General features: G+C 37.3%; 11 protein-coding genes and 3 pseudogenes. 7 read left to right on the forward strand and 7 right to left on the reverse strand.

All coding sequences use genetic code 11. The features are described from left to right. Nucleotides 1-114 precede the first annotated feature (114 nt). A complete protein-coding gene (locus K5Q29_RS02005) occupies nucleotides 115-2,400 on the reverse strand; it encodes a phage/plasmid primase, P4 family (RefSeq protein ID WP_221876892.1) in 2,286 nt (761 codons plus the stop codon). A 288-nt stretch (nucleotides 2,401-2,688) separates the two neighbouring features. Here K5Q29_RS02005 and K5Q29_RS10635 point away from each other — a divergent pair, with 288 nt between their 5' ends. The 5 genes from K5Q29_RS10635 (at nucleotide 2,689) to K5Q29_RS02025 (ending at nucleotide 6,978) form a co-directional block, all read left to right on the forward strand. Further along, nucleotides 2,689-2,823, forward strand: a complete 135-nt coding sequence (locus K5Q29_RS10635; protein WP_014636320.1) for a hypothetical protein — start codon at nucleotides 2,689-2,691, stop codon at nucleotides 2,821-2,823. Continuing rightward, nucleotides 2,798-3,121, forward strand: coding sequence for a hypothetical protein (locus tag K5Q29_RS02010; RefSeq protein WP_024411456.1), 324 nt, complete (start codon nucleotides 2,798-2,800; stop codon nucleotides 3,119-3,121). The genes K5Q29_RS10635 and K5Q29_RS02010 overlap by 26 nt, the downstream gene beginning before the upstream one ends. After that, complete coding sequence (locus tag K5Q29_RS02015; protein WP_221876894.1) at nucleotides 3,114-4,235, forward strand: DUF2800 domain-containing protein; 1,122 nt, start codon at nucleotides 3,114-3,116, stop codon at nucleotides 4,233-4,235. The genes K5Q29_RS02010 and K5Q29_RS02015 overlap by 8 nt, the downstream gene beginning before the upstream one ends. Nucleotides 4,236-4,239: 4 nt before the next feature. Continuing rightward, the gene (locus tag K5Q29_RS02020; protein WP_014638136.1) at nucleotides 4,240-4,788 is read left to right on the forward strand and encodes a DUF2815 family protein; all 549 of its coding nucleotides are present in this window, start codon (nucleotides 4,240-4,242) and stop codon (nucleotides 4,786-4,788) included. 234 nt (nucleotides 4,789-5,022) lie between these two features. Continuing rightward, on the forward strand, nucleotides 5,023-6,978 hold the full coding sequence (locus K5Q29_RS02025) for a DNA polymerase (RefSeq protein ID WP_221876896.1): 1,956 nt from the start codon (nucleotides 5,023-5,025) through the stop codon (nucleotides 6,976-6,978). A 38-nt stretch (nucleotides 6,979-7,016) separates the two neighbouring features. Here K5Q29_RS02025 and K5Q29_RS02030 read toward each other — a convergent pair whose 3' ends face one another. Both K5Q29_RS02030 and K5Q29_RS02035 read right to left on the reverse strand, forming a co-directional pair. Beyond that, complete coding sequence (locus tag K5Q29_RS02030) at nucleotides 7,017-7,586, reverse strand: hypothetical protein (protein ID WP_024376920.1); 570 nt, start codon at nucleotides 7,584-7,586, stop codon at nucleotides 7,017-7,019. A 396-nt stretch (nucleotides 7,587-7,982) separates the two neighbouring features. Then, nucleotides 7,983-9,869: an XRE family transcriptional regulator gene (locus K5Q29_RS02035; RefSeq protein WP_024376919.1), complete on the reverse strand. Its 1,887-nt coding sequence runs from the start codon at nucleotides 9,867-9,869 to the stop codon at nucleotides 7,983-7,985. A gap of 129 nt (nucleotides 9,870-9,998) precedes the next feature. Here K5Q29_RS02035 and K5Q29_RS02040 point away from each other — a divergent pair, with 129 nt between their 5' ends. Next, on the forward strand, nucleotides 9,999-10,301 hold the full coding sequence (locus K5Q29_RS02040) for a helix-turn-helix transcriptional regulator (RefSeq protein WP_029743928.1): 303 nt from the start codon (nucleotides 9,999-10,001) through the stop codon (nucleotides 10,299-10,301). 33 nt (nucleotides 10,302-10,334) lie between these two features. Here the strand turns inward: K5Q29_RS02040 and K5Q29_RS02045 are convergent, their stop codons facing one another. Beyond that, nucleotides 10,335-11,015, reverse strand: a complete 681-nt coding sequence (locus K5Q29_RS02045; RefSeq protein WP_029180466.1) for an IS6-like element IS1216 family transposase — start codon at nucleotides 11,013-11,015, stop codon at nucleotides 10,335-10,337. Nucleotides 11,016-11,089: 74 nt separating this feature from the next. Here K5Q29_RS02045 and K5Q29_RS02050 point away from each other — a divergent pair. Then, a pseudogene (locus tag K5Q29_RS02050) lies at nucleotides 11,090-11,554 on the forward strand (transposase); the annotation flags it as partial. Between the two features lie 129 nt (nucleotides 11,555-11,683). On the opposite strand, the pseudogene aph(2'')-Ia reads toward K5Q29_RS02050, so the two are convergent. The 3 genes and pseudogenes from aph(2'')-Ia to K5Q29_RS02065 form a co-directional block, all read right to left on the reverse strand. Beyond that, nucleotides 11,684-12,598: pseudogene (aph(2'')-Ia, locus tag K5Q29_RS02055) on the reverse strand (aminoglycoside O-phosphotransferase APH(2'')-Ia); the annotation flags it as partial. Beyond that, a pseudogene (locus tag K5Q29_RS10830) lies at nucleotides 12,593-12,658 on the reverse strand (adenine phosphoribosyltransferase); the annotation flags it as partial. The pseudogenes aph(2'')-Ia and K5Q29_RS10830, both read right to left, overlap by 6 nt. A gap of 43 nt (nucleotides 12,659-12,701) precedes the next feature. Then, the gene (locus tag K5Q29_RS02065; RefSeq protein ID WP_002294505.1) at nucleotides 12,702-13,565 is read right to left on the reverse strand and encodes an aminoglycoside nucleotidyltransferase ANT(6)-Ia; all 864 of its coding nucleotides are present in this window, start codon (nucleotides 13,563-13,565) and stop codon (nucleotides 12,702-12,704) included. Between the last annotated feature and the right edge of the window lie 30 nt (nucleotides 13,566-13,595).

Consider the following 13,595-nt stretch of genomic DNA (forward strand, 5'->3'; position numbering starts at 1 on the left):
CATTTTTCAGAACCTTTATTCAGAATAAGTTTCAACCATTTAGTCAACGACCTACACACCTAAAATAGTTCCCCCACCTTTCTTGTGGATGTCGGTCTCAAAAAATGACGGTCACTAGTCTAGAAAATCATAGCCATCATCTACCAATTTCAAACCAAGAATGAAGTTACCTTTACTTGTCCGTTTTCGTTTAAACCCTGCCTGATCAAGAGCAGAATAAAAATCGGTCGTACTGCGTGTATACTCCATGTTTTTGGCGCAATAAGCACGATACTGACTGTAGAGTTCTCCTGATTTTTCTGTCAACTGATCACCAATTTGACAGCAGTCACTAAGGAAGTGTCCTAACCAATCATTGGCTTCACGATAGGCTTTGACGGAAGCTGATACAGCAGTTGGTACATTTGTTTTGAAGTTCGCTTTGATGGCTTTTTCAGCTCCTTCAATGATCCAAGACAAAATTGCTGGTGCCGCATTGTCATACAAATGGTCCGCAAAATTTTTGATGTCAGAGCGACCGGTGATTTTGGCATTAAATGGGATTACGACCAAACGTCGCCACGTTCCATCATCGTTCGCACCTACTTTAGGCAGATGGTTGGTGTAAAGAACCAGCGTGTGTGATGGCACGAAGTGAAAGGGATCCTTGTACTTCTTCTCAGCTTGGATTTCATCAGTTGAGGTAATCTGCTTAACAACGGCTGTATTGAGTCTCATCCCTTCGGCCATCTCAGAAGCAATAACAAGACGTTTTCCTTTAAGCTCTGCAAGCTCAGGACTGACATTTCGCTTGTTTGACATGGTTAAGGCATCCGCAGATAATTTACCTGAATAGCTACCTAGCACACGAGCAATGGTATTCCAAAAAGTAGACTTGCCGTTCGCTCCGCCTCCATAGGCAATAATCATGTGTTCCTGATAGACCTTGCCGATTGCCGCCATACCAATAATTTCTTGAACATAATCAATTAACTCTTGGTCATTACAGAAAAAGGTAGCTAAAGTTTCCTGCCATAAGCCCATTCCCTGATCACTTGGAGAGACTGCTGTCATTTTAGTTATATAATCTTCAGGATTGTGTTCTTGTGACCCATTTATTCCTTTTCGTAAATCATAGGTAGCCTCTGGCGTATTGAGTAATAAGTCATCACTATCTAATTCTGACAATTCTACTGAAAGCATTGGCTTAGCTGTGTTATATACAGCCATCAAATTCTTATAGTCACGATGTTTCATAACAAATTTATGGAACTCTTTAGCTGCTAGATAGGCTTTTAAATATTTCAACTGAAGTGGAGTTTCGACTGCATTTTCTAGACGCTTTCCTCCAGCCTTAATGGTCAATTCATCAATACCTGAAGACTGAAGTTGCTTCTCTGCAGATTCCAAGAGTGCATTCGCTTCAGCAAGTTGTTCATCGGTAAATTGTACAACGGCACCTAATGCCAACTGCTTGTTCTCACGCCAGTGAGTTCCATCATAGTAAAGATAGTCCGTTGCATTGGTGTAAGCTAGCTTATTGGCATACTCTCTAGCAAGAACTCCCGCTTCCCCAACATCCGAGTAATCATCAGGTTTTAATGTTTCTCTATTAAAAGCATCGGGAGCCACATAACCTTTAGATGTTTTTATAGTTCTGTTGTAGAATCGCACAGCACTACCCCAAATGGTGTCTAACTCTGCTTTATCAAGTGGCGGTACACATTTCTTAGCCTGCTCATCAAAGCCATCCCTTGCTTCTTGCGTTACACCTAAACGTTTGACAATCTTAGATGCAAATACAGACATCGTTGAATTACGACTCCCTTGCTGGATTGGTCCACTTGGAGGAGTATAGAAGTCTGCATCGAAATCTTCCTCGTCGTCAATAGAAACAGCTTGAAACAAATCTTCATCAATAGTTAGCCATGAATCATGCCATATAACCTGTGCATTGGGATTTCCAAAGAAGAACCGTGCCGCATCCTTGGCATGATCATCAAAAAACTTGTATTGATTACAGAGTTCTTCCTTCATGGCTACATAGATGTCTTTATCTGTTACCTCATTGATTTGGAAGTAGATATGAAACTTGGGTCTAGGTGCTTTTCCGTCCTTTGCCTGCATATGACTTCGACTAGTTACCAAGGCAAAGTTATAATCCGCAAAGATTTCTTTTAATCTCTCTACAGTTATCCACTCATCTGAATTTTCAGAATGGTCATTATCAATATCCATGACCAAGACGTCCGACTTGACGAAATTGGTATTTGATCGTGTATTGTTTAAAAACAGCCCTGCCACATGGTCAAATTGCGCAACAGTTTGTAGCGATATTTCATCAGTAATAGTTACTTGATTGGGATAAACCGTGGTTGTCTGAACTCCAGTCTGTCCAGAATGAGACAAGGTAAATTGCATTATGCACCCTCCATATTTTTACAGTATTTTTAGAAATATATCTTCTTAACTTACTAAGTAAGAATCTGACAAATCTTTCCGCTCTCTCAGAAAAAATTATTCAAAAAAAAAGAAGTTTCCTATTAATTGCACAGGAAACTTTTTTTGATATTCAAAAATTTTTTCAAATCTAACGGAAAAACATCACTTGGTTCTACTTAGTAATGTGTAAGAGATATGTCTAAAAAAATCTCTTGCAAAGTGGAAAATTTAATAAAATCCTTACTTAGTAAGATAGGAGGTCCAAATATGGTAAACGAACCATACATCAAACCTGATGAAGACGTAGCTGATACTCTCATCGCTATCAGCGTCATCTCAAAACTACTCGCTAGAAAAATTATGGAGGAAGAAAACAATGAGCAAAATGAAAGAACTGAATAGACTAATTCATGATATGGAAGAAACTGCAAAGTACTACCTTCGATTGGTGGATGAGTTCAAAAAACTCCTATCTACTGATGATGAAACAGTACCTAAATCAAATCCACCAAAAAATGAACTACAAAAGGAAATTCAATTGGAGGATGTCCGTGCAGTCCTTGCAACAAAGGCAAAAGATGGCTTTAAGAATGAGGTTCGTGCTCTTCTAAATGCATACGGTGCTTCTTCTCTATCAGCTCTTGACCCTAAACACTTTGCGGCAGTCCTTGAAGAAGCTGGAGGGATTGGTAATGACTAACCACGCCATTCTATCTGCTTCTGCATCACATCGTTGGTTGAACTGCCCACCTTCCATTCGGTTAACAGAAGATATGCCAGATGTAAACTCTGAGTTTGCCCTTGAAGGTACGGATGCTCACGAGTTATGTGCTTATCTAGTCGAGAAAGCTTTAGGTAGGAATGCGCGTGATCCAACTGAGGATTTGGCATTTTACAACGATGACATGCAGAATTGCGCAGAAGAATACCGCAACTATGTCATGGAGCAAGTTGAGAAAGCCAGAGGCTACTCTCGTGACCCTACAGTTCTTATCGAACAACGACTGGACTTTTCTAAGTGGGTACCTGAAGGATTTGGAACTGGAGATTGCCTTATTGTGGCAGATGGACTTCTTCAGGTTATTGATTATAAGCACGGACTTGGTGTTCTAGTTGATGCAGACCATAACCCACAAATGATGTGTTATGCCCTAGGTGCTCTTGAGATGTTTGATGGACTTTATGATTTTGAAAAAGTTACCATGACTATCTTTCAACCACGCAAGAACAACATCTCCACCTTTGAGATGGAAAAAGCTGAGTTGCTTGAATGGGCAGAAAACGAACTCGCTCCAAAAGCTGAACTTGCATTCAAAGGTGAGGGGGAGATGCAGTCTGGTAAACACTGCCAATTCTGTAAACTCAAGAATGTCTGTCGCAAACGTGCTGAGGATAATTTGGCACTTGCCAAGATGGAGTTTGCGAATCCAGCTACCCTTGATAACGAGGATATTGCAGAGATTTTGCCTAAAGTAGACCTGTTGATTTCATGGGCAAACGACATCAAAGCTTATGCTTTAAATCAAGCCACAGATGGACACCCTATCCCAGGATACAAACTGGTTGAAGGTCGCTCTGTTCGTAAATTCTCAGATGAGTCAGCCGTTAGCCAAGCAGTGATTGAAGCAGGCTATGACCCTTATGAGAAGAAACTGCTCACTATCACTGCCATGACTAAGTTACTTGGCAAGAAAACTTTTAACGACCTACTTGGTGGTCTCGTAATAAAACCAAGTGGTAAACCAATACTCGTTCCAATTGACGATAGCCGTCAAGAGATGAACCTAGCAAAAAATGAATTTAAAGAGGATTAACTATATGACAACTAAAGTAATTACAGGACCAAACACTCGCTTCAGCTACTTAAATGCCAATGAGCCAAAGTCGATTAACGGTAGCACTCCTAAGTACAGTGCCTCACTCATCATCCCAAAAGAGGATACTGTAACCATTAACAAAATCAAGGCCGCCATTGAGCAAGCATACAAAGAAGGTGAGTCAAAACTCAAAGGCAATGGCAAATCGGTACCTGCATTATCTACTCTGAAAACTCCACTTCGTGATGGTGACCTTGAACGCCCGGATGATGAGGCATACAAAAATGCTTACTTCGTAAATGCTAACTCTCCACACAAACCTGGTGTGGTTGACGGAAATCGTCAAGAAATCATTGATACATCAGAATTGTATTCAGGCATCTACGGACGTGCTTCTATCACCTTCTACGCATTTAATTCCAATGGCAATAAAGGTATTGCTTGCGGTTTGAATAACTTGCAAAAATTGCGTGATGGTGAACCACTCGGAGGACGCACTCGTGCCGAGGATGATTTTGCGACAGAAGAAGATGATGACTTTTTGAACTAGAAAGAGAGAATGAGATTGATGATGTATACTATTTTAACTTGTACTATTATGGGACTCTGGGTGCTTATCGGACTATATTTCGGGTATATGACCATTAGAGATGATATTCGAAATGAAATGGAACGAAAGGCAAAGCAAAATAAAGAAAAACTTAGCCAAACACCACTCAGTAGAATAAATAAATAGAACTTTAGGTGGCAGTACTTCTGTCACCTTTTTCAGAAAGGACAAACTATGCCAATTAAAGAGATTAGTATAGACCTCGAAACTTATTGTGAAATTGACTTACGAAAATCTGGTGTCTATCGCTATGCGGAAGATGACAGTTTTGAACTCCTTCTGTTTGCAGTATCTGTCAATAATGGACCAGTGACTGTTTACGACTTAACTAAGGAGAAATTACCACAAGACATTCTTGAAGCTTTAATAGACGATAGAGTCATCAAATGGGCATTCAACGCTTCGTTTGAGCGAATTTGTCTATCAAACTGGCTCAAGAAATATCATCCTGATTTATTATTAGATAGATTTTTATCTCCAGTTTCATGGAGATGTAGCATGATTTGGTCAGCCTATTTAGGACTTCCCCTCTCCCTTGAAGGAGTTGGAACAGTTCTCAAACTCAAAGACCAAAAGATGAGTGAGGGTACTGACCTCATTCGCTACTTCTGCGTACCTTGTAAGCCAACCAAAGTCAATGGGGGACGAGTTCGCAACTTTCCTCATCACGCGCCTGACAAGTGGGCTACCTTTATCGATTACAACAGACGTGATGTTGAGGTCGAATTGGCCATCAAGGAACGACTGAAAAACTTCCCAGTACCTGATTTTGTTTGGAATGAGTACCTCCAGGATCAGATTATCAACGACCGAGGTATTGGCATAGATGTTGACTTTGTAAAAGCCGCAATCAAAATGGATGCAGAGAGCAAAGTTAAAATCCAAGAGGAACTAAAAGCATTAACTGACCTTGAGAATCCCAACTCTGTTCTGCAGATGATTGACTGGCTACGTGAACATGGAGTAACTACCAATTCTCTAGACAAAAAAGCTGTGAAAGAATTACTCAAAACGGTTGATGAAAAAACAGCTCAAGTTCTCAAACTTCGTCAGCAAGCTGCCAAATCTAGTGTCTCCAAATACCAAGCCATGATGAACTGTATCTGTAGGGATGGACGTGCTAGAGGGATGTTTCAATTCTATGGAGCCAATCGAACAGGGCGCTGGGCTGGACGCTTAGTGCAACTTCAGAATTTACCACAGAACCATCTTCCTGACCTAGAGGAAGCTAGAGAACTTTTCAGAACAGGTGACTTAGAAGCTACTGAGCTACTCTACGACACACAAGATACCTTATCTCAACTTATCCGAACGACCTTTGTCCCTAGTAAAGGAAAGAAATTCATTGTTTGCGACTTTTCAGCTATCGAAGCTCGAATCCTGTCCCACTTGGCAGGGGAGAGATGGCGTAGTAAGGTATTTGAACTGGGAAAAGACATCTACTGTATGTCCGCTTCTCAGATGTTTGGAGTACCAGTTGAAAAACACGGACAAAATTCTGAATTGAGACAAAAAGGGAAAATTGCGGAACTTGCTTGCGGATATGGTGGTTCAGTCGGTGCACTCAAAGCCATGGGAGCAATTGATATGGGACTATCGGAGGAAGAACTCCAACCACTAGTGAACTCTTGGCGACAAGCAAATCCCAATATCGTTCTCTTATGGTGGGATGTCGATAATGCTGTAAAGACTGCTGTAAAGGAACAAATTCCAACATCTACTCACGGTATTCAATTTGAAGTAAGAAGTGGCATTCTATTCATTACACTCCCATCTGGTCGTAAATTAGCATATATTAAACCAAGAATTGGAGAGAACCAGTTCGGTGGAGAGTCCGTCACTTATGAGGGAACTGGAACTGCTAAACGTTGGGAGAGGTTAGAAAGTTATGGTCCAAAATTTGTGGAGAACATTGTACAAGCTATCAGCCGTGACATTCTTGCATACTCTTTGAAACAACTGAAAGAGTTTAAAATTGTAGGACATGTACATGATGAAGTAATAATCGAATGCCCAATGGAACAAAAACTTGATGAGATTGCATTATTAATGGGGATTGCACCAGACTGGATGTCTGATATTAACCTTCGTGCCGATGGATACGAATGCATATTCTATCAGAAAGATTAGCAAAAAATCGCCACCTCATAATTGAGATGGCGATTCTGTTATTTATTTAATTCTTTGTAAAGCTCAAACCCTTCTTTCTTAGTATTATTGACTTTTTTATAGCCTGCAGATTTCTGAACTCCTAGTTTTTCAAAGATTTCCTTATTCTCATAACCATCAAATAGCATTTCCAAAATTTCTGGTGCTTGAAAGTTTGATTCTGCAAGTTTTGATTTCAAAAACTCAAATTGATCCATGAATAGATAAAGCTCAATCCCATCATCAATAACTGGTAAATCTTGTTTCTCTGTGAATGCTTCCCAGGATGAAACTTTAGGGGCATTTTTACTCGGCTTACGAAAATCTTTGAGATAATCATTAACTGAGTTGTTATACCACCAGACCATCTGTTCATAGTCCTCTTCTGCGACTGGAACAAAGGCAGTTAGTATTGAAATACCCATGATACGACATTGACGAAACGTGCCACGTAGCAAACCTGAATGATGTGAAGTCATGTAGTAATCCTGTACAAACATAGGTGCTAGTACTTCACTTTCAGTTGGATGTACTCCAGTTGATGAAGATTGAGCTTGGCAGTAGTTGAAAAAGTTGACATTGATTGTCATGATTGATTGGCTTTCCAGTTAATACCGAAAGCACACATGACAAATCAAGGCATGCAAAAAATATTCTTGACCGCATAGTTACTTTCCTCTATGTTATCGGTCAGCCAATTTCACAAGCTGAAATAGTTTCCCACCATCTCTACATCTGAAATTATGGTCATCGTCATGACTCCGTATTGACAGAAGGTGTTCTTGATAAGTCTAGTATAGTACCATTGAACGAAATGGTACACAGCAAAAAATGAGGGGTAGAACAGCTTCCCTCATTCAATAAAATCGTTAAAATCAGTGTTTTTGAAACTTCCTTTCACATACTTAACTTGATGACCTCCACTCTCAAATACACGCATAACAAACAAAAAAACACCCCTCAAAATTTGAAGGGTGTCGTTAAAATTATTTTTCCCAAAATTCAGGAATCTTCATCTCTATCAACTTCTGGTTGCATTCATAAGCTCCCAAATGATAGTAATATCTCAGCAACATCTTATAAGCACAATGAGTCGGCATCTCATCTCTAAATGTTGTACCACTCTTTTCAATCAACTTAAAGCTAAAGTCAGGATATAGCTTCATTCCAAGAGTAATCCCCATCATCTTTTCCAGTTTCCTACTCGCATCTCTTTGAGTTTCAAAACGCTGAATAGTAGATAAACTAACACCTGATGCCTCAGCAAGATCTTCTTGAGTGATGTTTTTGCGTGTACGATGGTAGATAAGCATGGCACAAAAGCCACTCGGCATCTCATCATTGATTCTGACTACCTCTTCAAATATTCGTCCACTATCTAGAATTATTGAACCATTAACAATATTGGTGAACTCAGAGAAATCCACCTCTATTTCAACCGTCGATTTTCCACGATACATCACATACTCATTAAAGATAGTGATCGATATAGACTTATTTTTATCTGTCTTATAGAAAATATCAAACAATAGGCAACACTCATCCATATGTTTGTATGCATAGTCTGTCATTTCGTAAATACCGTACTCCACCATGTTCACATATTGAGGATCATTCAAGCAAAAATGGTTATCCACATAAACATATCGACCTGAATCCATCAACTTCCTAAACTGTTCATTCTTCCAACTCAACAGACAAGCGTTGGGAAAGGCAATAGTGAAGCTTTTGTTTTCAGTCATAGCTTTAAGTTCACAACCATAGCTTCGTAGATATTCATCTCCAACGAAATTATAAATGCCTTCAAATTCATGATAGCCCAATTGTTGTAACCGAATTTTAGCCGCTAGGCGAGAGACCTGAAAGAATTCTGCGAGGTCATCTATGATTCTTTCAAACATGGTTAATTTCTCATCACTAGCATATTTTAAGGAGTAGTCTGTAAAGAGTTGATTGACCTTTTGCCTTGTCATGGACTTAGGCATCAGAATTCTAGCAGCAATTCCATTTGCCTGCCACTCCATCCAGTCATAGTCTCTCCACTCTGATGAACTAGAGATAGTGTTATCTCTTAGACTACTACTTCGTTTATGATTCTGATCAAATAGCATTTTATACTCATTATGATGACGATGGAGCAACCAGTGAACTGATTCATGGACTATTGTATTATTATAACTCCCTTGATTACGCAAGCAGATAACTTCGGGATCTACTAAAATAGTCTTTTTCTTCACGAGTCTTGATTCTGGAGTATCCTCATCATAAAATAGAACTTCTGTATCTTTGAAGACCATCTCTCCAAAAATGGAACTATCCTCTGTTAACTTACCCTCCATCTTAGTCAATCCGATATTGGCAAGATAGCCATCAATCGGCAAAGCCATGGGAGCTTCTAGTGCTTGAGGGTAATATTGCTTCAAAATTCCTTCCGCAATCTCATCCATATCCTTAGCTTTAATGTATGGAACAAATTCTGGACTAAGACCTAATTCACTATTATCATAATCTTTTGGATCAAAGGGATTAACCTGAAGAACTGTAAAATTATGTATTCCTTCATTCAACTCATACTCAACCGTCATTCTTAACCACAGATTGGCACTATCTATTTCATAGCCATACTTCGTCTGCCCCTTAATTTCAAGAGAAGCAATGACCTGAAGTTCAGAAACAATTATTCCGTCTCTAACTTTACGAGACAAGACTTTCTTTATCGCAAAATCATCCAACTTCTTAAAGTTTGGGTCTTCAACAGTATGTGACTTGACCGATATATAGGAACGGTGGTGGTAAATATAATTATCTACTGCTTTGAAAATATCGTTATAATAGTTTGATTGAAGCAATTTTTCGAATGAATTAAACGCCATATCCTGTTCTCCTAAAACATAGTGCTATCGAGATTTGAATTACAAACATACCTACTCTTTACTCTTGCTTTATATTATACACTATGATATAATTTTGTCAATCTATAAAATGACAAAAGGGGTGAGAAAATGTTTTCTGCCAGTAAGTTAAAAGAATATCGATTAACCAATCATCTATCCCAAACAGCTATCGCAAACGAACTAGGGGTCACAAGAGCCACACTGTCTGCTTGGGAGACAGGCAAAACTGTCCCTAATAAGAAACACCTCAAAGAACTGGCTCAAGTCCTCCATATAGAAGCAAGTAACCTTCAAGAAGAACATCCCCACCTCACCCTCTACAAACAACTCAACAAGACAAACAAAAAGAAGGTCGATGAGCTAACTCACAACCTTCTCATGGAACAAAAGGGTTCTGTTGCAAAGTTTTAAATAAAGAATAAAATCCCTTACGGTATCTATGATTTAAGCTGGGATTCCCAATAATACCTTGATTTCAGTACAGACCGAAAACCCGAAGAGAGTGCCTTCTTTTCGGGTTTTCTTATATAATCCTCGGATGGCTTCCATGCCTTTAATCGTGGTAGAGGCAGTGCGTAAACTTCGATAGAATTTATTGCGTCTCTTTACTGGACGATGGTCTTGTTCAATCAAATTATTCAGGTATTTAATGGTACGATGTTCTGTCCCTTGATAAAAGCCGTATTCTTTTAGTTTCTTAAAGGCACTTGTAATAGAGGGGGCTTTATCTGTGACTACAACCTTCGGTTCATCAAACTGCTTCACTAACCGCTTAAGAAAAGCATAGGCTGCTTGTGTGTCCCGTTTTTTACGTAACCAAATATCCAAGGTTAAACCATCTGCATCGATGGCTCGATACAAATAATGCCATTTTACTTTAATTTTGATGTACGTTTCATCCATTTTCCATGAATAAAAGGATTTTTTATTTTTCTTTTTCCAAATTTGATAGAGTAGTTTGCCATATTCTTGCACCCAACGATAAATCGTCGTATGAGAAACGTTAATGCCACGATCATATAAGATTTCTTGAACTTCACGATAGCTAAGGTTATAACGAAGATAGTAGCCCACGGCTACAATAATCACATCCTGCTGAAATTGCTTTCCTTTAAAATGATTCATCGTCATTCCTCCTGCTATCTTTTTCTATTATTCTACCTTATTTGATAGTAGATTTAAAACTTTGCAACAGAACCGGATTAGTCTCTGCCATTAGAAAATCCTTCACCAACGTAAGTTGGCAAAGATGCCAAGTTCACTTCCTAAGAAATATCTTTACCACCATTCCTAAAAAAAATTCAAAATCTTTCAGAGAAGCTGTTAAAGGAATTTTTAAGTTCACAGATATTAACTTAGCGCGTGAGGCTAAAAATCGATTGATTCATGATTATATCGATCAACCAAAATATTCAAAAGCTTGCGCATCATTGGATGATGGATTCGAAGACGCCTTTCAATATACCGTACAAGGAAATTCCCACAATCGACTAAAGAGTACCAATCTAATTGAACGACTGAATCAAGAAGTACGCAGAAGAGAAAAGATTATTCGCATCTTCCCCAATCAAACATCAGCCAATCGCTTAATTGGAGCCGTTCTTATGGACCTACATGATGAATGGATTTATTCTTCAAGAAAATACATCAATTTTGATAAGTAGAAATGGTAAAAACATTGTATAGCATTTTACACAGGAGTCTGGACTTGACTCACTTCCTTTATTATTTTTCATTTTTTTAAACTATTTAATACTAATGTCTTTTATAATAGCTTTTCATATATTATATAATCAATCTTTATAAGTCCTTTTATAAATTTCTTTTCTACCATTTTCGATAAATTCCTGTTTAATATTTTTAATTCCATAAACAATAGTTTCAATAGGATAATATTCTTCAACTATATCTTGATATTCTTTTGCTTTCTCAATATCTATATTTCCATACATTCTTAATATATCTTCTCCAAAATTTGTTCCTATTTCTTCTTCACTATCTTCAAGTAAGTATATAAAATCACAATATTCATCTATAATTCCAGAATCTCCAAAATCAATTATTCCAGTTAATCTATTATTGCCATCTAACAATAGATGATTACAACTAAAATCATTATGGCATAAACACTTTTTACCCTCAAAAACTGTTGTTGCATTTAGTCTTTCCATAAAACTTTCTATATAATCTTTTTCTATATCAGTTAAATCATTATAAATAGTTTCACGCAACAATATATACTCTTCTAATACATTTTGTTTATTATCAATAGTACATTCACTAATATCTGTATAATCTAAACCGTGCATTTGTCTTAAAAAACTGGCAATATCTCGTTTTAACAAATTTTGTTCTTCTTCTGACATAGTAGAATAAATTTCTGGTGTTAAAAAAGTTCCTTTAATTTCTTTATAACCTAGTATAGATAATTCATCACTAATATACGAATATTCAATATTAGGAATTTTTACATTAGTTTCTAAATTTGTATTTAAAAAATTATATATTGCTTTTTCTTTTGCATAACCTTTTTTCTTATTAGTACTAAATTTTGTTTTAAAAATGTATTCATTATTAACTAAATATGCCACACTATCATAACCACTACCGATTATTTCAATACTATCTACTTTGAAATTATCAAAGTAATGCTCAATTAAATATTTCATTGCCTTAACATTTGTGGCATTATCATCATATCTATATTTTCCAATTGAGTTACGAGGTAATATACCTCTAATTTCATTTATAACATCAGTACTTTCCATACATTTACACCCCTTGCTTATGGTTAATAATCTTTGCTAATCTTTAAAAATAGTCATTTTCAACATATTTTTTATACATGTCCTCGGTATATCTTGTTATGTTCTTACCATACTCTGGATAATCAAACCCCAGTAGTTCTGCTACCTCTTTGGACACTTCCCTGAACAATTGGTGGCATATAAATAATGACTTCCAAATATTTTCATAGGAATCCATGCGATATGTAGATAATAATCTATTCCATAGATCTTCATCAATGTATTTGTTAATATACTTATAATTTTTCCCAACACTTAATGAAAATTCTGTCTTTATCCCAACCTTCCACGACATCATCCTAAGTAGTTCAAACCGTAGAATCTGGTTCAGATGATCGATTGCAAACAGTATCTCTTTGCGGCACAATCCTTTAATAACATAAGGTGTTACATTCCAAAATTCATTGCAGCAATCATCATACTCCCTTGCGCTTGGCTTTCTTACATGATAATCTATATCAGTCGGAACTATGTCCCTTTTAATTCTACAATCTTTATCAATTAGAACCTTTATTAATTTATCGCCCTTTAGGTAATTATCTAACTCTTCCAAGGGCAATAAGGTAAGATCAATTTTATTGTAATCATCAAATAGCATAAGATAGGAAAATCCCTTTTCTTCAGGTGGGAATAATTCCATATCCTCCGGCTTTTGCATCATTATTATATTCCCAAATTGATTAAGCCAGTCATCATTAGATATAAACGGTTCTATATCACTTACAAAATATGTAATATCATAATCCTGAAATTCATCTTTAGGTATATTAATATTTGCGCGTGACCCCTCAAGGGTCACAATTCGAATACGTTCATCCTGTTCTGCTAAAGAAAGTACTAAATCCATCATTTCTTTTTCTGATCTCATTTACATACTCCTCGTTTATTTTTTCTATAT

This window comes from Streptococcus sp. 2018037, assembly GCF_019754195.1.
In the GTDB taxonomy this organism is placed as follows: domain Bacteria; phylum Bacillota; class Bacilli; order Lactobacillales; family Streptococcaceae; genus Streptococcus; species Streptococcus hashimotonensis.